General features: G+C 66.4%; 21 protein-coding genes. 16 read left to right on the plus strand and 5 right to left on the minus strand.

What is annotated here, in order from left to right:
- Positions 1-82 precede the first annotated feature (82 nt).
- Positions 83-1,438 carry an MBL fold metallo-hydrolase gene (locus RTQ83_RS05155; RefSeq protein WP_312511737.1) on the plus strand — a complete coding sequence of 452 codons (1,356 nt, stop codon included), beginning with the start codon at positions 83-85 and terminating at the stop codon, positions 1,436-1,438.
- Here RTQ83_RS05155 and RTQ83_RS05160 read toward each other — a convergent pair.
- Positions 1,435-2,583: a sugar diacid recognition domain-containing protein gene (locus RTQ83_RS05160; protein WP_312511740.1), complete on the minus strand. Its 1,149-nt coding sequence runs from the start codon at positions 2,581-2,583 to the stop codon at positions 1,435-1,437. The genes RTQ83_RS05155 and RTQ83_RS05160 overlap by 4 nt on opposite strands.
- 202 nt (positions 2,584-2,785) lie before the next feature.
- On the opposite strand from RTQ83_RS05160, the gene RTQ83_RS05165 reads away from it, so the two are divergent.
- Both RTQ83_RS05165 and RTQ83_RS05170 read left to right on the plus strand, forming a co-directional pair.
- On the plus strand, positions 2,786-4,120 hold the full coding sequence (locus RTQ83_RS05165) for an MFS transporter (RefSeq protein ID WP_312511743.1): 1,335 nt from the start codon (positions 2,786-2,788) through the stop codon (positions 4,118-4,120).
- Between the two features lie 13 nt (positions 4,121-4,133).
- Positions 4,134-5,297, plus strand: coding sequence for a glycerate kinase (locus RTQ83_RS05170; RefSeq protein ID WP_312511746.1), 1,164 nt, complete (start codon positions 4,134-4,136; stop codon positions 5,295-5,297).
- A 3-nt stretch (positions 5,298-5,300) separates the two neighbouring features.
- Here RTQ83_RS05170 and RTQ83_RS05175 read toward each other — a convergent pair whose 3' ends face one another.
- Positions 5,301-6,191, minus strand: coding sequence for an MBL fold metallo-hydrolase (locus RTQ83_RS05175; protein ID WP_312511748.1), 891 nt, complete (start codon positions 6,189-6,191; stop codon positions 5,301-5,303).
- A 230-nt stretch (positions 6,192-6,421) separates the two neighbouring features.
- Here RTQ83_RS05175 and RTQ83_RS05180 point away from each other — a divergent pair, with 230 nt between their 5' ends.
- From RTQ83_RS05180 to RTQ83_RS05205, 6 genes are all read left to right on the plus strand, one after another.
- Positions 6,422-6,958, plus strand: a complete 537-nt coding sequence (locus RTQ83_RS05180; RefSeq protein ID WP_312511750.1) for a 2Fe-2S iron-sulfur cluster-binding protein — start codon at positions 6,422-6,424, stop codon at positions 6,956-6,958.
- The gene (locus tag RTQ83_RS05185; protein ID WP_312511752.1) at positions 6,955-7,950 is read left to right on the plus strand and encodes a xanthine dehydrogenase family protein subunit M; all 996 of its coding nucleotides are present in this window, start codon (positions 6,955-6,957) and stop codon (positions 7,948-7,950) included. The genes RTQ83_RS05180 and RTQ83_RS05185 overlap by 4 nt, the downstream gene beginning before the upstream one ends.
- A gap of 67 nt (positions 7,951-8,017) precedes the next feature.
- Entirely contained in the window at positions 8,018-10,339 is a 2,322-nt protein-coding gene (locus RTQ83_RS05190) for a xanthine dehydrogenase family protein molybdopterin-binding subunit (RefSeq protein WP_312511755.1), read from the plus strand.
- Between the two features lie 228 nt (positions 10,340-10,567).
- Positions 10,568-11,323, plus strand: a complete 756-nt coding sequence (locus RTQ83_RS05195; RefSeq protein ID WP_312511758.1) for a gluconate 2-dehydrogenase subunit 3 family protein — start codon at positions 10,568-10,570, stop codon at positions 11,321-11,323.
- 6 nt (positions 11,324-11,329) lie between these two features.
- A complete protein-coding gene (locus RTQ83_RS05200; protein ID WP_312511760.1) occupies positions 11,330-13,105 on the plus strand; it encodes a GMC family oxidoreductase in 1,776 nt (591 codons plus the stop codon).
- A 14-nt stretch (positions 13,106-13,119) separates the two neighbouring features.
- Positions 13,120-14,502, plus strand: a complete 1,383-nt coding sequence (locus RTQ83_RS05205; RefSeq protein ID WP_312511762.1) for a cytochrome c — start codon at positions 13,120-13,122, stop codon at positions 14,500-14,502.
- A 78-nt stretch (positions 14,503-14,580) separates the two neighbouring features.
- On the opposite strand, the gene RTQ83_RS05210 is transcribed toward RTQ83_RS05205, so the two are convergent.
- The 3 genes from RTQ83_RS05210 to RTQ83_RS05220 are packed head-to-tail and all read right to left on the minus strand — an operon-like array spanning position 14,581 to position 17,061.
- Positions 14,581-15,933 carry a VWA domain-containing protein gene (locus RTQ83_RS05210; protein WP_312511765.1) on the minus strand — a complete coding sequence of 451 codons (1,353 nt, stop codon included), beginning with the start codon at positions 15,931-15,933 and terminating at the stop codon, positions 14,581-14,583.
- Positions 15,934-15,944: 11 nt separating this feature from the next.
- Positions 15,945-16,565, minus strand: a complete 621-nt coding sequence (locus tag RTQ83_RS05215) for a TadE/TadG family type IV pilus assembly protein (RefSeq protein ID WP_312511768.1) — start codon at positions 16,563-16,565, stop codon at positions 15,945-15,947.
- Positions 16,566-16,593: 28 nt separating this feature from the next.
- The gene (locus tag RTQ83_RS05220; protein WP_312511770.1) at positions 16,594-17,061 is read right to left on the minus strand and encodes a TadE/TadG family type IV pilus assembly protein; all 468 of its coding nucleotides are present in this window, start codon (positions 17,059-17,061) and stop codon (positions 16,594-16,596) included.
- Positions 17,062-17,280: 219 nt separating this feature from the next.
- On the opposite strand from RTQ83_RS05220, the gene RTQ83_RS05225 reads away from it, so the two are divergent.
- The 7 genes from RTQ83_RS05225 to cpaB all read left to right on the plus strand — a co-directional run bounded on the left by RTQ83_RS05225 (position 17,281) and on the right by cpaB (position 23,089).
- Entirely contained in the window at positions 17,281-18,972 is a 1,692-nt protein-coding gene (locus RTQ83_RS05225) for a sensor histidine kinase (protein WP_312511772.1), read from the plus strand.
- Positions 18,973-18,994: 22 nt separating this feature from the next.
- Entirely contained in the window at positions 18,995-19,651 is a 657-nt protein-coding gene (locus tag RTQ83_RS05230; RefSeq protein ID WP_312511774.1) for a response regulator transcription factor, read from the plus strand.
- A gap of 196 nt (positions 19,652-19,847) precedes the next feature.
- Complete coding sequence (locus RTQ83_RS05235; RefSeq protein ID WP_312511776.1) at positions 19,848-19,982, plus strand: hypothetical protein; 135 nt, start codon at positions 19,848-19,850, stop codon at positions 19,980-19,982.
- A gap of 44 nt (positions 19,983-20,026) precedes the next feature.
- Complete coding sequence (locus RTQ83_RS05240) at positions 20,027-20,206, plus strand: Flp family type IVb pilin (RefSeq protein WP_312511778.1); 180 nt, start codon at positions 20,027-20,029, stop codon at positions 20,204-20,206.
- Between the two features lie 81 nt (positions 20,207-20,287).
- Positions 20,288-20,860, plus strand: a complete 573-nt coding sequence (locus RTQ83_RS05245) for a prepilin peptidase (protein ID WP_312511780.1) — start codon at positions 20,288-20,290, stop codon at positions 20,858-20,860.
- Positions 20,857-22,215: an ATP-binding protein gene (locus RTQ83_RS05250; RefSeq protein ID WP_312511782.1), complete on the plus strand. Its 1,359-nt coding sequence runs from the start codon at positions 20,857-20,859 to the stop codon at positions 22,213-22,215. Before RTQ83_RS05245 ends, RTQ83_RS05250 begins: the two co-directional genes overlap by 4 nt.
- 22 nt (positions 22,216-22,237) lie before the next feature.
- A complete protein-coding gene (cpaB, locus tag RTQ83_RS05255) occupies positions 22,238-23,089 on the plus strand; it encodes a Flp pilus assembly protein CpaB (RefSeq protein WP_312511784.1) in 852 nt (283 codons plus the stop codon).
- Positions 23,090-23,106 lie beyond the last annotated feature (17 nt).

Genomic DNA, 23,106 nt, shown 5'->3' on the forward strand with positions numbered 1-23,106 from the left:
TCGTGCAAAACCGCGATTCTACAGGCTGCCGGCGGGTTGGCACCGTTGTAGAATGCCGGCTTTGCAAAGAAAGACCGCACACATGGCCACAGGACTGACCGTTTCACGCATTCTGCATGCCGGCTATGTGTTCGAATGCGAGGGCACCCGTATTGCCTTCGACACCATCTTCGAAAACCCCTTCAGCCGTAACTGCCACGCCTTTCCGGACGTGCGCTTCGATCAGGCGCGCATCCGCGAGCAGCGTTTCGACGCCGTGTTCATCTCGCACTTCCACGACGACCACTGCTCGCTCGAGAGCCTGGACCTGCTGGCGCGCGACACGCCGCTGTACATCTACTGCATCTTCGACGAGCTGTTCGAGATGGTGCGCCGGCTCGGCTTCACCGATGTCCATCCGCTGCGCCTGAACGAGGCTGTGACGGTCGGTCCGTTCGCGGTGACGCCGCGCGAGGCGATGGATGCCGACGTCGATTCGATGTTCCAGGTACGCGCGGCCGGCCTGAACGTCTTGAACGTGGTCGATTCGTGGATCGACGACGGCACGCTGGCGCAGCTGGTGCGCGAGGGGCCGTGGGACATGGTGTTGTGGCCGTTCCAGACCATGCGCGAACTGGAAGTGCTGGCGCCATCGCGCGCTGCCGCCGCGCCACCGGAACTGCCGCAGGAATGGATCGATCAGTTGCAGGCGCTGGCGCCGCGCTACGTGGTGCCCAGCTCCTGCCAGTTCGTGCAGGAGCCGTGGTCGTGGTACAACCGCGCCTTCTTCCCGATCACCTATGCGCAATTCACGCGCGAGGTCGGTGAAGCGCTGCCGGCAGCGCAGGTTGTGCGGCTGAACCCGGGCGTCTCGGTACGGCTCGATGGCGCCGGCCTGCATCCGGCGAAGCCGCTTGACTGGATCGCGCCGGTCGGCGCTCAGGATGTCGACTATGCCTACGAAGGCAATGCCGCGCCGCCGCACACGAGCGAGATCGCGCGCCTGTTGGCGGGCGACGGCGCAGTGCTGACGGATGCCCAGCAGGAGCGCGTGCTGGAATACTGCCGTTCAGGACTGCTGCACAAGTATGGCGACGTCGAAGCCGCATCGGACTACTTCGACCGTCCGCGCATCTGGCAGCTGACGCTGTACGATCACGCCGGCGCCGCGACGCAGTTCCGCTATCTGCTCGACGGCGCGAGCGCGACCACGGCCGCGCCGGATGCCGGCCCGCTCGGCTGGACCACCGAGATCCCCGCCGTCAAGCTGTACGCCGCACTGGAGCTGGGCGAGTCGCTGACCTCGATGTACATGCGCATCAACGACACTGTATTCGACGCCGACACCGAGCGCGATCTGGAGGACGCCGACGTGGTCGACGATCCCTTGGTCCGTTGCCTGTTCAGCGATACGTTCGGCGCCTATCAGGCGGCCCAGCTGCGGCGCCTCGGACGCTAGCGTGGACTGAGCAGCGCCGATACGTACAGCAGCAACCTGTCCTCGCTGCGCCCAAGATTCAGGCCAGTCAACTCGCCGATGCGGCGCAGCCGGTAGTCCAGCGTATTGCGATGGATGCCGAGAGCGGCGGCGGTGGCGGCCAGGTTTTCGTCGCGCGCGAACCAGGTGTCGAGGGTCAGGCGCAACATGGCGCCGCTCTTATCCTGCGCCAGGCGCGCGATCGGCAAGCGCAGTTCGTGCGCCTGCCAGCCGGTATCCAGCCCGGACAGCAGCACCGGCAATGTCAGCTCGTAATAGCTGTGGGTTTGGTGGCCGGGTGCGCGGACGCGGCCAAGGCGCGCCGCCGTTCGTGCGCTCCCGTACGACACCGCGGCGCCCTCGATCCCGGCCTGGGCGATCCCCATCGACAGCGTGAAGGGCAGGGCGCATTCTTCGCGCATCAGGTTCGACAGCGCCTGCAGCCGGCGCTGCGGCAGACCATCCAGGCCCTTGCGGCCCGGGTCCATCGATTCGAGCAGCACCATCTCGCCCGGCCCGACGGTGGCGCTCAAGGCTTCTTCGCGCCTGGTCTGCAGCCGCATCTGCAGGCGCTGCAGCTCGGACAGCGACTGCCCCGCATCCTCGTGCTGCGCATGCAGCTCCAGCAGAAACGCAACGTGTGTGCGCTCGATGCCGAAGCCCAGGCGGCGCGCCCAACCCTCCAGTTCGGCGCGCGACGATGGCTCGTAGCGGATCAGGTTCAGCACAAACGCTTCGCGATAGCGCGCATTGCCCTGCAATTCCTGGGTCAGCGCCGCCTGTTCCAGGATCATCTCCGCCGTCAGGCGCACGAGTTCGCCGAACTGGCGCACTTGCTGCGGCTCGCCGCTCAGGCCGACCGCGCCGCACACCTGGCCGCCGACGCTCAGCGGCAAATTTGTGCCGGGCTGGGCGCCGTGTAGCGCAGGCGCCGACGCGGCATCGATCTCGACCGTCACCTTGCGCGCCAGCGCCAGCAGCGCGCCGGCATGCACTTCGCCGATGCGCTCACGCTGGCCACTGGCCAGGATCACGCCATTGGCGTCCATGACATTGACGTTGAACGGAATGATCTGCATCGTACGGGTGACGATGTCCTGCGCCAGGGCGGTGTCGAGTGTGTGCATCGTGCGATTGTGACTATGCACAAGCCGCTGCGCAAGCTATCCAGCACGTTGACTCATCAGTCTTGTTGTGTAAATGCACGAAAAAAGCTGTGGGAAGGCAGGCGCCATTGGTGCGAAGCGCCGACGCGGGTAGTAGCCGGTTTGACCGATAATTGTAGATAGTCATGCACGAATTTTTGTACAAAACAAACTCGGAGACACCATGAGCAATTCCACGAGCGTTCCCGGCATCCAGGGTACGGATCCGGACGCCGCCGTGCTGGACGGCGCCTATCGCAAGGCCACCTGGCGCCTGATTCCCTTCATCTTCGTCTGCTACCTGTTCAATTACCTGGACCGCGTCAACGTCGGCTTCGCCAAGCTCGAGATGCTCGACGCGCTGCAGCTGAGCGAAACCGTCTACGGCCTCGGCGCCGGCATCTTCTTCCTCGGCTACGTCGCCTTCGGCGTGCCAAGCAACCTGATCCTGCACCGCTTCGGCGCCAGGCGCTGGATCGCGGTGATGATGGTGGCCTGGGGCTCGCTCTCGGCCTGCATGCTGTTCGTTACCACCCCGCTCGAATTCTATGTGCTGCGCTTCTTCACCGGGGTGGCCGAAGCCGGCTTCTTCCCCGGCATGGTGCTGTACTTCACCAAGTGGTTCCCGTCCCATAAACGCGGCCAGGTGATGGCGCTGTTCATGTCCGCGATCCCCGTATCAGGCCTGATCGGCGGCCCGCTGTCGGGCTGGATGCTGAGCCACTTCGCGCATGGCCAGGGCGGCATGGATGGCTGGCAGTGGCTGTTCCTGCTGCAGGGCGTGCCGACGGTGCTGCTGGGCGTCGGCGTCTGGTTCTACCTGAACGACGGCATCAAGCAGGCGTCGTGGCTGTCGCACGAGGAAAAAACCGCCATGCAGGCCGCGCTCGACCGCGACGAACAGCAGCGTTCGAGCGGTGTGCACGCGGTGCATTCGTTCGGCCAGGTGCTGCGCGACTGGCACGTGTGGATGCTCGGCTTCATCTATTTCAGCATCCAGATGGGTGTGTACGCGATCAACTTCTGGCTGCCGTCGATCATCAAGGCGCTCGGCTTCGAGAACGCGACCACGGTCGGCTGGCTCAGTGCGATTCCCTACCTGTTCGCCGGCGTGTTCATGGTGCTGGTGGGCCGCTCGGCCGACCGCCGGCGCGAACGGCGCTGGCACCTGACCGCGCCGCTGCTGATGGCGCTGGTCGGCCTGCTGCTGGCCGCTAATTTCTCCAGCAACGTGGTGATCGTGATGATCGGCCTGAGCCTGGCAACGATGGGTGCGCTGACCGGCCTGCCGATGTTCTGGCCGCTGCCGGCCGCCTTCCTGGGCAGCGCGGCCGCCGCCGCCGGCCTGGCCCTGATCAATTCGATGGGCCAGATCGCGGGCTTCCTCAGCCCCTTCCTGGTCGGCTGGATCAAGGACGCCACCGGCAGTACCGACGTGGCGCTGTATCTGCTGTCGAGTGTGCTGTTCGTTGGCGCCATGCTGGTGCTGGTGGTGCCGGCGCGTCTGGTCAACCGTTGACAAGGGAGTAAGCATGAAAATCGTCATTGCACCCGATTCGTTCAAGGAGAGCCTGTCCGCGATGGAAGCGGCCAGCGCCATCGAGGCCGGCTTGCGCGAGATCTTCCCGCACGCCGACTACGTCAAGGTACCGGTCGCCGACGGCGGCGAAGGCACGGTCGACGCCCTGGCCGCGGCTACGGGCGGCCAGCGCCTGGTGCTGCCCGCTACCGGCCCGCTCGGCACCCAGGTCGAGGCCTTCTATGGCCTGAGCGGCGACGCCAACGGCGAGCGCATCGCCGTGATCGAGATGGCCGCCGCCAGCGGCCTGGAGCTGGTACCACCGGCCGACCGCGATCCCCTGATCACCACCAGCCGCGGCACGGGCGAGCTGATCCGCGCCGCGCTCGACGCCGGCGCGCGCCGCTTCATCCTGGGCGTGGGCGGCAGCGCCACCAACGACGGCGGCGCCGGCATGCTGCAGGCGCTCGGCGCCAGCCTGTTTGACGCGGACGGCGCGCAGATCGGACCGGGCGGCGCCGCGCTGGCGCGCCTGGCACGGATCGACCTGTCCGGGTTCGACCCGCGCGTCAAGGACAGCGTGTTCGAGGTGGCCTGCGACGTCAGCAATCCGCTGGTCGGCCCGCAGGGCGCTTCGGCCATCTTCGGGCCGCAGAAGGGCGCCACGCCCGAGATGGTGGCCCAGCTCGACGCCAATCTTCGCCACTACGCCGCCATCGTCGCGCGCGATACCGGGCACGACGTGGCCGAGGTGCCAGGTGCCGGCGCCGGTGGCGGCATCGCCGCGGCGATGCTGGCCTTCCTGAGCGGGCGCCTGCGTCCCGGCAGCGAGATCGTGGCCGACGCGGTCGGGCTGGACAAAGCGCTGAAGGATGCCGACCTGGTCTTCACGGGCGAAGGCCGCATCGACAGCCAGACCGTCAACGGCAAGACGCCGGTCGGCGTGGCGCGGGTGGCGCAGCGTCATGGCAAGCCGGTGATCGCGATCGGCGGCTGCCTGGCGCCGGACGCCGCAGCCGTGCATGCGCACGGCATCGACGCCACCTTCAGCACGGTGCGCAAGGCGTGCACCGCGGCCGAAGCGATGGCCGACGCGGCGTTCAACCTGCGCTCGGCGGCGCGCAATGTCGGCGCCGTCCTCAAGCTGGGGATGGACCTGGCGGCGCCACCCGCCTGACCATTATTTCTCCTGGCCGAAGCGGCCCGAGGTGCGGGCCAGCTGCTCGTAGGCGCCCTTGATGTTCAGGGGCAGCCATTCGCGGTATTTGGCGTAGCCGGCGTATTTGTCGAGCCGGATTTCCTGCTGCAGCTGGGCCAGGGATTTGCCGGCGTTCATCCCATCCAGTACCGCGCCGCGCAGGTCTTCCAGGTACGCCAGGAATTCGCGCACCTCGGCCTTGCCGCCGACCGCGCCGTGGCCCGGCGCCACCAGCGTGAAGTCGAGCGCCAGCGCTTCTTGCAGCGAGTCGATCATGCCGTCCAGGTCGTAGTAATACAGTTCCATCCACGGCAGCCGCTTCAGCACGATCCAATCCACCACGAACAGGAATTTCGCGTCCGGCACATACATGCTGATGCTGCCGGCGCCGTTGTTGGGGCCGTGGTAGCGCAGCTCGATCGCGCGGCCCTCGAAGTCGAGCTGCAGGCGGTCGCCAAAGGTGAGGTCGGGCAGGGCGGTCGGGGCGTGGTTGCGCCGTAGGTCGGCGGCGGCCTTGCGCTGGGCGATCACGCGCGTGCCCGGACCTTTCCAGACTTCGCCGCCGAACACGTGGTCGCCGTGGTTGTGCGAATACACCAGGTACTGCACCGGCAGCTTGCCGAAGCGGCGATCGATCTCGGCGCGCAGCCAGCGCGCGGCGTCGGCGTTGATCGGATCGGTCATCAGGATGCCCTTTTTGCCGACGATGAACACCGAATAATGGGTGTCGTTCTGGAAGCGGTAGATGCCGTTGCCGAGGTCAGTGATCGCGCGGATTGGCTCGGCGGCGCGCGCTGCGGGCGCCATCAGAATGAGCAGTGTGACCAGCGCGATCAGCGCGGCGCGGGCAAGCGAGACAAGCCGTTTCGTCATGGCGTTTCCTGTGAAAGCTATCGAGGCAGGCATCAGGATAGCCAACTGCGGCAAACCGGGCTGCACTGTGCGCAGGTTCATCCCCGGGTCCTTTTCTGATAACCGACAGTCACTCAACCGTGCGCCGCGGCGAATTAGTGAACTATAAACTCTTCTGGCGCTCCAACCGGTCTTTGACGCCGCGGCGCATCTTCGCTTTTTATCTACTGAGCAGACCAGGAGGCTATGCCATGCAATCGACGGTCACCATTAACGGGCTCGACGTCGCGCTGCCCAGCGACCCACGCGTGTCGCTGCTCGACTTCCTGCGCGAACATCTGCACCTGACGGGCACCAAGAAGGGCTGCGACCAGGGCGCCTGCGGCGCCTGCACCGTGCTGGTCGACGGCGAGAAACGCATCCTGTCGTGCCTGGCCCTGGCGGTGCAATACCAGGGCCGCGCGATCACCTCGGTCGAAGGGCTGGCCGAGCAGGGCGCGCTGCATCCGCTGCAGCAGGCCTTCATCGAGCACGACGGCTTCCAGTGCGGCTACTGTACCCCGGGCCAGATCTGTTCGGCGGTCGGCATGGCCGCCGAGCTGCGCCGCGGCGTGCCGAGCTACGTGACCGGCGACCTGGCCAGCGACACCATCGAATTTTCGAACGACGAGGTGCGCGAGCGCATGAGCGGCAACCTGTGCCGCTGCGGCGCTTACAACGGCATCGTCGCTGCCGTCACCGAAGTCAACGCCGGCCAGCCGTCGCAGCGCGCGCAGGAGGAAGCATGAATCCGTTCACCTTCGCCCGCGCCCACGATCCTTCCGAGGCTGTGCGGTTAGGCGCGCCTGCAGGCAGCAAATACCTGGGCGGCGGCACCAACCTGGTCGACCTGATGCGCGAGAATGTCGAGCATCCTGCCACCCTGGTCGACGTCACCGGGCTGTCCACAGCCATCGAGGAGCGTCCCGGCGGCGGCCTGCTGATCGGCGCCGCCACCAGCAATACCGCCGTGGCCGAACACCGCGTGGTGCGTGAACGCTTTCCGCTGCTGGCGCGCGCCATCACGGCCGGCGCCTCGGGCCAGATCCGCAATATGGCGACCGTGGCCGGCAATATGCTGCAGCGTACCCGCTGCACCTATTTCTACGACCAGACCGGCGCGCGCTGCAACAAGTGCAACCCGGGCGAAGGCTGCGACGCCCTCGACGGCGCCAACCGCAACCACGCGGTGCTGGGCGCGTCGAGCGCCTGCGTCGCCACCCATCCGTCGGACATGTGTGTGGCCCTGGCCGCGCTCGACGCCGAGGTGCATCTGCTGGGCGCCAACGGGGCGCGCAGCGTGCCGTTCCTTGACTTCCACCTGCTGCCCGAAGACCATCCGCAGCGCGAGACGGTCATGCTGCCGGGCGAACTGATTACTGGCATCGAACTCAAGCCGCTGCCGATAGCGTCGCACTCGGCCTACCGCAAGGTGCGCGACCGCGCCAGCTATGCCTTTGCCCTGATCTCGGTGGCGGCCGCGCTCGAAGTCGAGGACGGCATGGTCAAGGACGTGCGGCTGGCGCTGGGCGGCGTGGCCCACAAGCCGTGGCGCGCGCGGGTGCTGGAAGACGCGCTGCGTGGCCGGCCCGCCGCTTTTGCTTCGTTCGAAGCGGCCGCCGCGGCCGAGATGCTGGCCGCACGGCCGCTGCGCGACAACGGCTTCAAGATCGAGCTGGCGCAGCGCACCATGGTGGCGGTGCTGGGCGAACTGAGCGCGCGTGGCGCCGCCCGTTCCTGAGCGACCGTCCAGCCAACCGCACACATCCCGGCGCGTGCAAGATTGCCGCGCCGGCCAGGAGAACCCCATGAACATCATCCAGAACATGCAGAAAGCCGGCCAGGCGATCATGCAGAAGGCGGTCGAGCACGCGCCCGACATGCTGATCCCGGGCGGACGCCCCGATCCCTTGATCGCCCAGGACCATCCGCTGGTGGGAGCGCCGGTATCGCGCGTCGACGGCGCACTCAAGGTGCAAGGTGCAGCGCCGTTCGCGGCCGAGATTCCGCTCGACCGCATGGCCTACGCGGCGCTGGTCTACAGCACCATCGCCAAGGGACGCATCGCCAGCCTCGACACCAGCCTGGCCGAGGCCGCGCCCGGCGTGGTGCTGGTGATGAGCTACCGTAACGCGCCGAAGATGAAGCAGGTGCCGCTGTTCATGAGCAAGCCGAAAGCGGCCGGCGGCGCAGCGCTGCCGGTATTCCAGGACGACGCGGTACACTGGAACGGCCAGCCGGTGGTGCTGGTGCTGGCCGAGACCCAGGAGCAGGCCGACCACGCCTGCACGCTGGTGCGGGTCAGCTACGAGAGCACCCACGCGGTGACCACGCTCGACGAAGCCAAGGCCAACGGCACCAAGACCGGCAACTTCCAGGGCGAACCGCTGGAAGACATCAAGGGCGATGCCGAGGCCGAGCTGGCGGCCGCGCCGTACCAGGTCGACGCCAAGTACACCACGCCGCGCCAGAACCACAATGCGATCGAGCTGCACGCCGCCACGGTGGCCTGGGATGGCGACGAGCTGAGGATCCACGACGCCACCCAGGCGGTGGCGCACACGGCCTGGTCGATGGCCGAGGTGTTCGGCATCAAGGAAACCCAGGTCCACGTCAGTTCACCCTTCGTGGGCGGCGGCTTCGGCGGCAAGGCGCTGTGGCAGCACCAGGTGCTGGCGGCGGCCGCGTCCAGGCTGGCCGGGCGCCCGGTGCGCATCATGCTCTCGCGCGAGGGCGTCTACCACGTGGTCGGCGGGCGCACCCTGACCGAGCAGCGGGTGGCGATCGGTGCCGGCGACGACGGCCGTTTCTCGGCCCTGATCCAGACCGGCGTCGCCCCGATGACCGAGCACAACAACATGCCGGAACCGTTCATCATGCCGGCGCGCTGCCTGTATGCGGCGCGCACCATGAAACTCAACGTCAGCACGGCAACGATGGACATGGTGGCCAACACCTTCATGCGCGCGCCGGGCGAATCGGTCGGCTCGTTCGCGCTCGAATGCGCGGTGGACGAACTGGCCGAGCGCATGGGGCTAGACCCGATCGTGCTGCGCCGGCGCAACGAGCCGGTGCAGGACCCGACCAAGGGCACGCCGTTCTCGTCGCGCCACCTGATCGAAGCCTATCGGCTCGGCGCCGAGCGCTTCGGCTGGCAGGCGCGCCACGCCAAGCCGGGCATGCGGCGCGAAGGAGAATGGCTGGTCGGCTTGGGCTGCGCCACCGCGACCTATCCGTATTACCGCATGCCGGGCGGCGCCGCCCGCATCACCCTCGAACGCGACGGCCGGGTGCGGGTCGAGGTGGCGGCGCACGAGATGGGGATGGGCACCGCCACCGCCCAGTCGCAGGTGGTCGCGGCGCGCCTCGGCGTGCCGCTCGAGCAGGTGACGTTCGTGTATGGCGACTCGACCCTGCCGGGCACGGTGCTGGCCGGCGGCTCGCAGCAGAGCGCCTCGATCGGCATCTCGGTGCACGCCGCGCACAAGGCGCTGCTGACCGAGCTGCTGGCGCTGGCCGGGCGCGATTCGCCGCTGGCCGGGCTCGATGCGGAGCAGGTGCGCGGCCACGACGGCGGCCTGTGCAAGCTCGACGATCCCGGGCGCTACGAGAGCTACGCGGCGCTGCTCACGCGCGCCGGACGCGACCGGATCGAAGTCATGGCCAAGGCGCCGCTGCCGCTCGAGACCCAGCACTGGTCAATGCATTCCTACGGCGCGATCTTCTGCGAGGTGCGTGTCAACGCCGTCACCGGCGAGCCGCGCGTCACCCGGCTGCTCGGTTCGTTCGACTGCGGGCGCATCCTGAATGCCAAGACCGCGGCCAGCCAGTTCCGCGGCGGCATGATCATGGGCCTGGGACTGGCGCTGATGGAAGAAACGCTGTGGGACGAACGCAACGGCCGCATCGTCAACCCCAGCCTGTCCGAATACCACGTGCCGGCTCACCTGGACGTGCCCCCGATCGAGGTGCTGTGGACCGACATCGCCGACCCGCATGCCCCGGCCGGCGCGCGCGGCATCGGCGAGATCGGCATCACCGGCACCGCCGCCGCGGTGGCGAACGCGGTCTACAACGCCTGCGGCAAGCGGGTGCGCGACCTGCCGATCACGCTCGACAAGCTGCTCTGAGCACGCCGCATTGAGCCAGCGCAGCCGGGGTCACCCGGCTGCCGCTTCCCACCGCTACCGTCTCCAGCAGGCGGCATGCCGGCACGCCTCGTCTTCGCGCCGCATTCGACATGGCGGCCGCGACCGTTTGATACGTTCATGGCAATAACGGCGCGCCCCTGTTTTCGGGAAAGGAGTACGGTTTCCCGATCCGGTCCATTCAGGCCGCATACAGGAGCGCATCCCATCATGTCTGACGACAAGAAGTCTTCCACACGCCGCAACATCATCAAGTCGCTGGTGTTCGTGCCCATGGGCGCCGGGGCCGCGGCGGCCCTGCAGCAGAACGGGCCGGCGCCCGCCGCCGGTGCCGGGGCGCCGAACCCGCGCACCACGGCCGAGGTCAAGCCGGGCGCCGATTCCGGTCCCTACCGGCCACGCTTCCTGAACGCCAGGGAGTGGAAGTTCGTGGTCGCCGCCTGCGACCGCCTGATCCCGCAGGATGAGCACGGCCCCGGCGCCGTCGAACTCGGCGTGCCGGAATTCCTCGACCGCCACCTGCAATCGCCCTACGCGGCCGGAGAAATCTGGTACATGCAGGGCCCGTTCATGGAGGCGGAACCCGAATTCGGCTACCAGGGCAAGCTGACGCTGAAGGACATCATCCGGGTCGGCATCCGCGCCGTCGACGAGCACTGCGCCGCCAGCTTCTCGGGCAAGGCCTTCGCCGATCTCGATGTCCGCATGCAGGAGGCGGTGCTGAAGGACCTGGAGGCGGGCAAGATCAAGCTCAAGGACATCTCGTCCAAGCTGTTCTTCGCCGACTTCCTCAGCGAAGTGCGTAACGGCTACTTCTCCGACCCGATCCACGGCGGCAACAAGAACATGGGTTCGTGGAAGATGCTCGGCTATCCGGGCTCGCGTGCCGACTACCTGGAATGGGTGACGATCCGCGACAAGCCGTACCCGCTGGGGCCGGTCGATCAATCGGGAAGGAGAGGGTAAGCGCAGATGGCAATCGTACAAGAAAAGACCGACGTCGTGATCGTCGGCATGGGGTGGGTGGGCGCGATCCTGGCCAAGGAACTGACCGACGCCGGTCTGCGCGTGGTGGCGCTCGAGCGCGGCGCCGACCGCGATACGCAACCCGACTTCGCCTATCCGCGCGTGGTCGACGAGCTGGAAGGCTCGGTGCACCGCAAGTACCTGCAGTCGCTGCACCAGGAAACCGTCACCGTGCGCCACAATCCAAACGCCACCGCGGTGCCGTACCGGCGCATGGGCTCGTTCAAGCCGGGTACCGGCGTCGGCGGTGCCGGCAGCCACTGGTCGGGCTGCCACTTCCGCGCGCTGCCGGAAGACTTCAAGATCCGCAGCCAGATGGAGAGCCGTTACGGGCGCAAGATCCTGCCGGCCGGGATGGCGATCCAGGATTTCCCGGTCACCTACGAAGACCTGGAGCCGCATTTCGACATGTTCGAATACGTATGCGGCACCTCGGGCCGCGCCGGTGTGATTAACGGCCAGCAGGTCGAGGGCGGCAACCCGTTCGAAGGGTCGCACACGCGCGACTATCCGCTGCCGCCGAACCCGAACTACCTCGGCGCCGAATGGTTTTATAAGGCTGCGCGCGAGATGGGCTATCACCCGTATCCGATTCCCGCCTCCAATGCATCTGGCCCTTACATCAATCCCTACGGCTGCCAGATGGGACCGTGCAACTTCTGCGGCTTCTGCTCCGACTATGGTTGCCTCAACTATTCGAAAGCCAGCCCGAACGCCTGCATCCTGCCGGTACTGCGCGGCCGCAAGGGCTTCGAACTGCGCACCCATGCGCAGGTGCTGAAGGTGAACCTCACCGAAGACCGCAAGATGGCCACCGGCGTCACCTACCTCGACGCCCAGGGCCGCGAATCCGAGCAGCCGGCCGACATCGTGATCCTGGCCGCGTTCCAGCTGTACAACGTGCACCTGATGCTGGTGTCCGGCATCGGCACTCCGTACGACCCCGAGACCCGCACCGGCACGATCGGCAAGAACTACTCGTACCAGAACCTGAACCGGGTCTCGCTGTTCTTCGACGAAACGGTGCAGGCCAACCAGTTCATGGGCATCGGTGGCGGCGGCACCACCATGGACGACCTGAACGGCAACCGCAACGATCCGACCAAGAGCGGCTTCATCGGCGGCGGCATCGTCTGGGCGCGCCAGCCGGGCGCCGGTCCGGTGCGCGGCATCGCCACTGCACCGGGCGTGCCGGGCTGGGGTAGCGCCTGGAAAAAGGGTTCCAAGGAAGCGATGCGCCACTCGTTCTATTATGAGGTGCAGGGTTCCTGCATGTCGTACGACGATGCCTACCTGAGCCTGGACCCGAACTACAAGGACGCGTTCGGCCGCCCGCTGCTGCGCATGACCTTCGACTGGCACGACAACGAGATCGTGGCATCCCAGTACCTGGTCGACAAGGCCCAGGAGATGTGCAAGGTGCTGAACCCGCTGGCGATGAAGGGCGACGCCAAGAAGCCCGGCAGCCACTACAACATCAACCAGTACCAGAGCACCCACACCTGCGGCGGCGCGATCATGGGGTCCGATCCCAAGACCTCGGCCCTGAACCGCTACCTGCAGTCGTGGGATGTGGCGAATGTGTTCGTGCCGGGGGCGAATGCCTTCCCACAAAATAATGGCTACAACCCGACCGGCATGGTCGGCGCGCTGGCCTACTGGTGCGCGAAAGCGATCCGCGAGCAGTACGTCGCCAACCCCGGTCCGCTGGTCCAGGCATGAAAGGGCACGATCCAATGACCAAGAGCCCTCTCAAGAAAATCCTGATCGCGATCCCGGTGCTGGCGCTGCTGGTATTCGCCATCCTGTATTTCTACGCGACCGCGGCGACCGAGACGCGCAAGATCGACGCCGGCCCGGTGGCCAACCTGGCCAATGTCGATGCGCGCCTGATCGAGGCCGGACGCTACGTCGCCACCGCCTCCGACTGCATCGCCTGCCATACGGCGCCGGGCGGCAAGGCCTTCGCCGGCGGCCGTGTGATCCAGTCGCCGGTGGGGAATATCTACAGCACCAATATCACCCCCGACAAGGCGACCGGCATCGGCAACTACACCCTGGACGACTTCGACCGCGCGATCCGCCACGGCATCGATCCGAAAGGCGGCACCCTGTACCCGGCGATGCCGTATCCGTCCTACGGGCGCATGAGCGACGACGACCTGCGCGCGCTGTACGCCTACTTCATGCGCGGCGTAGCGCCGGTGAACGCGGCCAACCGCGGCACCGACATCACCTGGCCGCTGTCGATGCGCTGGCCGCTCGGGATCTGGCGCAAGACCTTCGCGCCGGTGCAGGCGCCGATGGACCTGGCCAGGTATTCGGACCAGAAGATCGGGCGCGGCGCCTACCTGGTGCAGAGCCTGGGCCACTGCGGCAGTTGCCACACCCCGCGCGCCGCCACGCTGCAGGAATTGGCGCTGGACGAATCCGGTCCCGAGTACCTCGCCGGCGGCCCGCTGATCGACGGCTGGCTGGCGGTCAACCTGCGCGGCGACAAGGCCAGCGGCCTGGGCAACTGGAGCGTGCAGGACATCGTCGCCACCTTCAAGACCGCGCGCAATAGCCACACCGGCGTGCTGGGCGAGCCGATGCAGGACGTGGTGGTGCACAGCACCAGCCAGATGCTGGATGCCGACCTGGAAGCGATGGCCCTGTACCTGAAGAGCCTGTCCGCGACCGGCAAGGGCCGCACCAGCTTCGCCGCCAGCGACGCCACCTTCCGCAAGATCATGAGCGGCGACGACAAGGAACGCGGCGTGCAGCTGTACCTCGACAACTGCTCGCAATGCCACCGCGTCAACGGCCAGGCCAGCCGCATCGTGTTTCCGGGGCTGCCGGGCAACCCGACCGTGCTGCAGGACGATCCGACCTCGCTGATCCGCGTGATCCTGGCCGGCGCGCGTCTGCCGTCGACCGAATTGCGGCCGTCCGACCTCGGCATGCCGGGCTTCGCCTGGCGCCTGTCGGACGAGGAAACCGCGCACCTGGCGACATTCGTGCGCAACGCCTGGGGTAACAAGGCGCCGCCGGTGGGCGCGGCCGACGTGGCCAAGGTGCGCAAAGCGCTGAAGGAGGGCGACATCCACAAGGCAGACGAGACCAACGCCCAGCGTTGAGATCGTGATGCAGCAGGATGGATGAAGGACGGGCCGGCATGCGCGCGCATGCCGGCCCGTTCCTTTTGAGCAGCGAGTTTACTTGGTGATGCGCAGGATCGCCGACGCCAGGCGCGAGAAGCACGGCGTCAGGTCGGCCTCGGTGGCGGCATAGCAGTACATGCCGACCGGCCTGTTCGGGTTGTAGCAGCGCGACGGCGCGTCGGCCACGTTGGCCATGCACTTCAGGATCATCTCGCCGGTATCGCCATCGTAGTCGCCCTTGGTCTTTAACAAAGATCCCATTCCGAGCGTAAAGACGACGATGCCTTCGTCACGCGCCTTATCGGCAACGGCTTCCGCGAGGTTGCGAGAAGCAAGCTCGACGTTGCGCCTGATGGCATCGACCGAAGTCAGGTCGGCGCTCACTGCACGCGGCTTGTCCGTGACAACCTGGAATTCGCGCTTATTGTCATGGGCGTTATACCAGACAGGCAGGCTGCGCGTCATGATTCTATTGTTGCGTATTGTCTGGCAACTGGTGCTAATGTAAGAAAATGTGCTGCTGTCCAAATCGCTCATGCCGTATCCGATCGCAGGGTTTCTGGAATTGTCGACTGTCTTGTCGATGGTGCCCGCATAGGGACAATCGCTTACATTGACAAAGTTGATGATCGAGCCAAGGGCGCTGGGGGCGCCGTCAGAAAAGAAGACGATGACGCGCATGGTCGAACGATTATTGGTCGGAATCGAGTTCAGCTGATTACGGGCGTTCCACATTCCCTCGACCGAAGCAGTACCGTCTTCAAACGTATAGCTATCGATCTTCTTGAGCATGGCTGTCCGGTTGAATCCGCGTGCCGATTGATTGATTGGAAAATCGACTTCGGCGCCCGAAGCGAAATGGATCAGGCCAACACGATCTTGGGATACGTTGAACTTGTTCAGAAAAGTCTTTGTGGATGTTCGCACGGCCGCTGCCTGGGTCTTCAAGGAACCGGACGTATCGACCACGAACGCCATGTCAAGATCGCGCCGGATGGTTTGAGCAAAGGCAGTTGGCTTGAGGGAGGAAAATCCCATGACCTGCATGACCGATACCGGCATCGGTGCTTCAGCGTTGACATCGATCGTGGCCTGCCCCTGGTTGAAGGTGACCTTTGTACTCAGCAGCGTCGGTTTTGACAGGAGATAGTCGGACGGGATGTTGGCGGCGAAAAAATCGGCAGCGGCGGCTTGGGCGCTGGCGATCTGCTCGGCCTGGCTATTGCCGCTGGTGACTGCACGGCCGCCGGCAAGTGCCGCCGAGTCGACCGCCGCGTTCAGGCGCGCCTTGACCAGATAAGCCAGGCCGCCGTCGATCACAAGGCCGACGAGGGCAAGCAGTACCAGCATCGTCAGGGCGACCATGATGGAGACAGCGCCGCGCTGCCGGTGAAGAAGTGAAGTCATGTCGAGAACGATCAGAACACGGTAAAGGAATACAGGTCTGGCCCAAAGTCGGCCAGGCTCAGGCCGCCGACGGCGAATCCGGTGAACAGCATGTCGTAGCGGTAAAAGGTCTCGACCACGTACACCACTTCACCATTGTCGAGCTTGCCGGACAGGATGGTGGTCGGCGGGCGCTTGGTGCTGCTGATTGACGTGCACTGGCCGTTCGCGGTGTTCCAACCGGTGCAGCTATAGACCTTGCTGGTCGGGCGGTAGCCGCTGAAGCTGGCGCCCAGTTTGCGGCTGGCGTCGTCCCAGCGGTACTGGTCGACGATGACATTGTTGGTCACCCCATTGGCGGTCACGCCCATCAGCCGGGTGATGTACACCATGCCCTGCTTGTTGACATCCAATGGCGGCGCGCTCGCCATGAGTGCATAGATCACGTCCTGGGCACCATCTTCCAGGTCGATGCCGCTGCGCGACACGAGATTGGCGCCTTCGCGCCCGATATTGGTCATGATGATGTTGGCCTGCAGGGCACGCGCAGCGTCGATCATACCGAACAGCAGCAGCATCAACAGGGGGAGAAGCAGGGCTGCTTCGACGGCGGCGACGCCAAGCTGGCGCTCGCGGTTAGGATAGAACTTCATGGCGAAGGAAATACGCGAAGTTTGATCATCAAGGGAAATACTCGTTGCGCATGGTGGCACCGACGACAAAGGTGTACTTGCCGTCCTTGAAAAACTGCGACAGCAATGGGGTGGTCACCGGCCACTGCGAGGTGAGCTGCAGCACCACAATCGTGCCTGCCGTGCCGAACATGGTGTTGTTGTAGCCGCCGGCAGCGTAGCCGACACCGTTGACCGAGATCTTCGGCGCCAGCCGGTCGTAGAAGCCGAGCGAGTTGTCGCGCATGCTCTGGATGACGGCGTTGTAGCGCTGCTGGTTGCTGGTGGCGGGGTCGAGGTTGCTCTGGCCGGTGATGGCGTAGCGCGCACCCTCGCGCACCGCGTACTGCATGGTCAGCGTGGCAAAGAACATCAAGCTGAGCTCGGCAAGCGCCAGCAGCACCAGCAGGAAGACCGGTGCGATAATCGCCATTTCGACGACTGTGGCGCCGGACTGACGGCGGAGGGACGGAAACATCGACATTCGGACAATTTTTCGGTGGATATGCCCGCAGCATGCGGTAAGCTTCGGGAATTCTACAAGGCAATTTCTGTATTTTCGTATTTTTCCAGGGATAAATACGCGCCGCTGTCGGTGCCGCACAACATGAGTTGGTATCAAAACATCGTTTCTTTCGTAACCGATCCGCGCTCCGCCGGAGCGCTCTCCGACGAACCGGCGCCTGTCGTGCCCGGCATGCGCGCCACGGCACCCGATACTGAAGTCTGGATGGTGTTCGGCATGCGCCTGCTGCTGGCGGTGTCGGCGCTGCTCACCATGTACATCGGCCCGACCGCCGTCACGGTGGACAATCCGGCGGCGCGCCTGGTGTTCGCCGCGTATGCCATCCACAGCCTGGTCCTGCTGCTGATCGCGCGTCGCCGCGCCGGCTTCTGGCACGGACCGGTGGTGTACTGGATCGACATCGGCTGGTATGGCCTGATGGCGTTCGCCAGCGGCGGCGCGGTGAGCCCGTTCTTTTCGTTCTTCTTCTTCGCCATCCTGGCAGCTTCGTTCCGCCACGGCTTCGATGCCGGCGCCCGCCTGACGCTCGGTTCGGTGCTGATGGTCACCCTGGCGGTGCTGGGCGCCCAGGGCACGGGCGCGCTGCACATCCTGCTGCTGCGCGCCACCTTCGTGCTGGCACTGGGCTACATGATCGCATTCTGGGGCGGGCTGGCGGTCGACCAGCGCCGCCGCCTGGCGCTGCTGCGCGACGTCAGCCGGCTGTCCAATCCCCGCTTCGGCGTGCAGCACACGCTCGATTCGCTGATGGAAAAGATCCTGCGCTTCTATGGCGGCGCCACCTGCGTGCTGCTGATGCATGACAGCCATGAGCGCTGGATGCTCAATACCGTGCATCACCCGCGCAGCGGTCGTGCGATCAGCCACAACCGCGCCAGCGAGGCCGCGGTCGGGCCGCTGCTGGCGCTGGACAAGGGCGCCGCCCTGTACCGCGCCGGCCTGGCGGAACGGCTGCCGGCCTGGCTGCCAGAGGGCGTCGCCGACCTGCTGGCGCGCTGGCTGCCGGCGCGGCCGACCGCGCTGCGCTATGCCGTCGAAGAGCGCGAATGGCGCCAGCTCGACCCGGACGACTGCGCCCAGATCGCCGACCTGCTCGACAGCGACGCCTTCATCTGCGCCTCGCTGCCGCTGCGCAAGGGGGCGGGGCGGATCTTCGTCACCGGACGCGGCCTGCGCCGCGGTGACGCCACCTTCCTCAAGCACATCGTGCAGCAGGCGATTCCGGTGATCGAGACCATCGACCTGCTCGACCGCCTGGCCTCGGAGGCCGCCTTCCGCGAACGCCAGACCATCGCGCGCGACCTGCACGACAGCACCATCCAGCCTTATATCGGCCTGCGCCACGCGGTGGCGGCGATCCGCAACCAGGCCGGCGACGACAGTGCAGTGGCGCCGGAACTGGACCGCCTGCTGGCGATGTGCAGCGGCGTGATCGGCGACATGCGCGACTTCGCGCACCGCTTCAAGAGCGGGCGCCAGGAAGAGCCGGAACTCCTGATCGCGCTGCGGCGCCAGCTGCGCCAGGTGCAGACCTTCTACGGCGTCGACGTGATGCTCGAAGTCGATGCCGCAGCCGCGATCAACGACCGCATGGCAGCCGAGGTGTTCCAGATCGTCACCGAAGGCATCAGCAATATCTGCAAGCACACCCGCGCCCGCACCGCCGGCGTGTTCGTGTCGCAGGAAGAAGGCAGCGGCCAGCTGGCGATCGACATCTTCAACCCGGCCGGCGACGCCCAGGGCCATACCGTGGCGCCGTTCCGCCCGCGCTCGATCTCGGAGCGCGCCGCGGCGCTGGGCGGCACGCTCGAAGTCGAATCCGATGCCAAGCAGACCCTGCTGCGCATCCGTATCCCCACCTAAAACAAGAAACCAAGGAGAATCCATGACGATCCGCATCCTGCTGGTCGACGACCACAAGACCATGCTGTGGGGCCTGGAACGCCTGATCCAGGCCGAAGGGCCGGGCTTCGAGCTGGTCGGCAGCGCCAGCGACGGCATCGAGGCGCGCACCCTGTGCGCCGACCTGAAACCCGACATTGTCCTGCTCGACCTCGACCTGAAGGGCAGCAGCTCGCTCGAATTCCTGCCGGCGCTGCTCGAGAACGGCGTCAGCCGCGTGGTGATCCTGAGCGCCAACCGCGACCAGGCCACGCTGGCCTCTGCCGTCAAACTCGGCGCGCGCGGCGTGGTCAGCAAGGAAGCGCCGACCGAGGACGTGCTGCTGGCGGTGAAGAAGGTGCACGGCGGCGAGCTGTGGCTGGATCAGTCGCTGATGCAGGCGCTGCTGGGCCAGCTGGTGACGCCGGCCGCGCCGAAGGTCGATCCTGAAGCCGGACGCATCGGCTCGCTGACGGCGCGCGAGCGCGAAGTGGTCAAGCTGATCGTGCAGGGCAACGGCGCCCTCAACAAGGATCTGGCCGAACGCGCCTTCATCTCCGAGCGCACCCTGCGCAACCACCTCACCACCATCTACCAGAAGCTGGACGTGGCCAACCGGCTCGAACTGTACGTCTACGCCACCAAGCACGGCCTGTCCTGACAGGTTGCCCGCCCCAGAGGTCTCGAAGGACCGTTCCTACGGGGTGCTAGTACCAATGTACTAGACGCCCCAGGCACAAGGTACCGTGCAAAAAGGGAGTTTTGACGGATGGCAACGATCATCCGGCTGCGTAAGATTCTATCCATGCGCTGCGTATCGGATCATGCGGTACGGCGGCAACAGGACAGGAGCAAACGTGTACGACAACCAGGACAAACCGGAACAGCAGTACGAGAGAAGTGAAGGTCCGGCCATGTCGTACGTCGTTCTCACGGCCCTTGTCGCAGTCGTCTGCTTCATCGCGGCAATGGCCGCATGGACGAGCGCATAAGCCAAGCAGTTTTTAACTCTCTATATTTTTACTAAGGAACTATCATGACCTTCATCAAGAACTTCATCAAGGACGAAGACGGCGTTACCGCAATCGAATACGCACTGATCGCAGCCCTGATCGCCGGCGTGATCGGCGTTGGCGCCGCTGCACTGGGGACGGAGACGAACAAGCTGTTCGACAAGCTGTCGAAGCTGGTTAACGGCACCGTCAAGCCTAGCTAAGTCAGTTTCGTCTACGTGCCCCCAGCGGGCGGCTGTCCGGAACGCCTGAGCGTTCCGGATTTTTTTTACCCGGAGCTTTCCTTGTCATCTCTTCCACTCCTGCTGTTGTTCGCACTGCTCGCCGCCGCCGTCGCGCATGACGTGCGTTCGCGCCGCATCCCGAACGCGATCGTGTTCCCGGGCGCGCTGGCCGCGCTCGCGCTACACGCGCTGCTGCCGGCCGGGCAGGGGCTGTTCGGGGTGCCGATGGGCGGCCTCGGCGTCCTGTCGGCGCTGGGCGGCCTGGCCCTGGGCCTGGCGATTCTGATGCCGATGTACGCACTGCGCCTGATGGGTGCCGGCGACGTCAAACTGCTCGCCATGGTCGGCGCCTTCGTCGGCGCCGGCGACATCCTGGCAGTGGCGCTTGCCACCCTGCTGTCCGGCGGCGTGCTGGCTGTGGCCTGGGCACTGTGGCAGGGCAGCCTGCGCCAGCTGCTGGGCAATGCGCTGCAGATGGTGCTGCACAGCGGTCTGTCCGGCCTGTCCGGCGGCGCCCTGAAAGTGGAAGCACCGGCGGCGGCCAGCGGCCGTCTGCCGTATGCGGTGGCCATCGCGGTGGCGACGGTCGGCTGCGTGGTGTGGCTGCGCACCTTCGGGGAGCTGCCGCTGTGAACGATGCGGTCCAGTCGATGCTGCCGCCTCAGCTGCCATCGGACATGCGGGCGCCGCGCACGGTCGACGAAACCGGCCTGCCGTTCCTGTTCCTGGCCGAGCTAATGTCTAAGGTCTTGTATCAGCGCGGCCAGATGCGTCTGCCCGAACTGGCCGCGCACCTCAAGCTGAGCGTGGGCGTGATCGATCCGCTGGTGGCCTTCCTGCGGGGTGAAAAGCTGGTCGAGGTGGCGCGCGTCGGCAACAGCGGTACCGATGCCGACCTGTCGTATGTCCTCACCGAGGCCGGCCGTGCGCGCGCCGGCGCCGCCGTCGGCCGCAATGCCTACGCCGGTCCGGCGCCGGTGACCCTGGCCGCCTACACGGCGCAGGTGGCGGCGCAGAGCGTGGCCGAAGTTCACGTCACGCGCGCCGCCATGCATGCCGCGTTCGAAGGCATCGTGGTCAACGGGCACGTGCTGGCGCAACTGGGCGCGGCGATGAATTCGGGCCGCGCGCTGTTCCTGCACGGCCTGGCCGGCAGCGGCAAGACCTATCTCGCGGAGCGCCTGCGCGACCTGTTGCACGGCACTATCGCGGTGCCGTACGCGCTGATGGTCGACGGCGAAGTGATTCCCTTCTTCGACAGCGTGCAGCACGTGGTCGAAGGCGAGTGCGAAGCACGCGGCGGCGGCGGCCTGGATCGCGGCGCCGCGCCGGACGCGCGCTGGGTGCGCTGCGTGCGCCGTCCGGCGGCGCTGGCCGGCGGCGAACTCACGCTCGACATGCTCGACCTGCGCTTCGATCCGCACACCCGGCTGTACCAGGCGCCGCCGCACCTGAAGTCGAACGGCGGCATCTTCATCATCGACGACCTGGGGCGCCAGCGTTGCACCCCGGAAGCGCTGATGAACCGCTGGATCGTGCCGATGGACCGTAACGTCGACTATCTGACGCTGCACACCGGCCACACCTTCCAGGTGCCGTTCGACGTGATCGTGGTGTTCTCGTCGAACTTCGTGCCGCAGCGCCTGTCGGATGGCGCTTTCCTGCGCCGCCTGGGCTACAAGATCGAGGTGCCGCCGGCGTCGGCCGCCGAATACGCCGAGCTGTTCGGCCAGGCCTGCGCCCGCATCGGCGTCACGGTGGAAGAGGGCATGTTCGAGTATCTGCTGGAGCGCCACCGCCAGCACGGCGTGCCGCTGCTGGCCTGCTACCCGCGCGACCTGGTGCGCCAGCTGCGCGACCTGGCGCGCTTCGAGGAGCGCGCCCCGGCCCTGAACCGCAGCACGCTGGACTGGGCCTGGGACAACTATTTTGCCGCGGGCGCCCCTGGCCGCCCCGCTGAACTGGAACGCCGCGAGCGCGGCAAATAAGACAGACGTAGAGAGAACGACCATGCGAAATTCAAAAGCATTCCTGATCATCGGCGTGGCCCTGGTGCTGGCGCTGGGCGCCGTGGTGCTGGCCGCCAAGTGGATGGGCGAGCAGGGCGCCGCCGGCACCCACGTGGTGGTGGCCGCCACCGACATCGGCCAGGGTTCGCGCCTGGCGGCCGCCAACCTGCAGCTGGCCGAGTGGCCGGCAGGCGCGCTGCCACCGGGCGCGGTCACCGATCCCAAGCTGCTCGAAGGCCGGGTGGCGCGTTCCGACATCGGTCGCGGCGAACCGCTGCTCGAGTCGAAGCTGGCCCCGCCGGGGACGCTGGGCGGCCTGTCGGCCGTGGTCGCCGCCGGCAAGCGTGCCATGACGGTGCGCGTGAATGACGTGGTCGGCGTGGCCGGCTTCGCCCTGCCGGGAAATTACGTCGACATCCTGGTCAACCTGACCCAGCCGGCATCCGACTTTGGCGGGCGCGAGGCCTCGATCTCGAAGATCGTGCTGGAGCGGATCCTGGTGCTGGCCGTGGCTCAGGACTCGGTGGTGGACGACACCAAGCCGCGTGTGGTCAATGCCGTGACGCTGGAACTGGCGCCGGAACAGGTCGAGAAGCTCGACCTTGCACGCAGCATCGGTTCGCTGTCGCTGGTGCTGCGCAACCAGGTCGACCCGCAGCCGGCCAATACCGGCGGCGCCACCCGTGAATCGGTGCTCGGCCTGCCGCCGGCCAAGGCCGTACCAGCCCCGGCCCCGGCTCCGGCCGTGGTCCAGGCCCCGGTCCCGGCCCGTCAACCCGCAGCGCGTCCCGCTCCGGCCCGCCAGGCCGACGGCGTGATGGTTATCCGCGGCCTGGGCGCCGCCTCGCAATGATCCGAATGAAGAACGCC

The sequence above is a fragment of the Massilia sp. genome (assembly GCF_031995545.1).
In the GTDB taxonomy this organism is placed as follows: Bacteria; Pseudomonadota; Gammaproteobacteria; order Burkholderiales; family Burkholderiaceae_D; genus Telluria.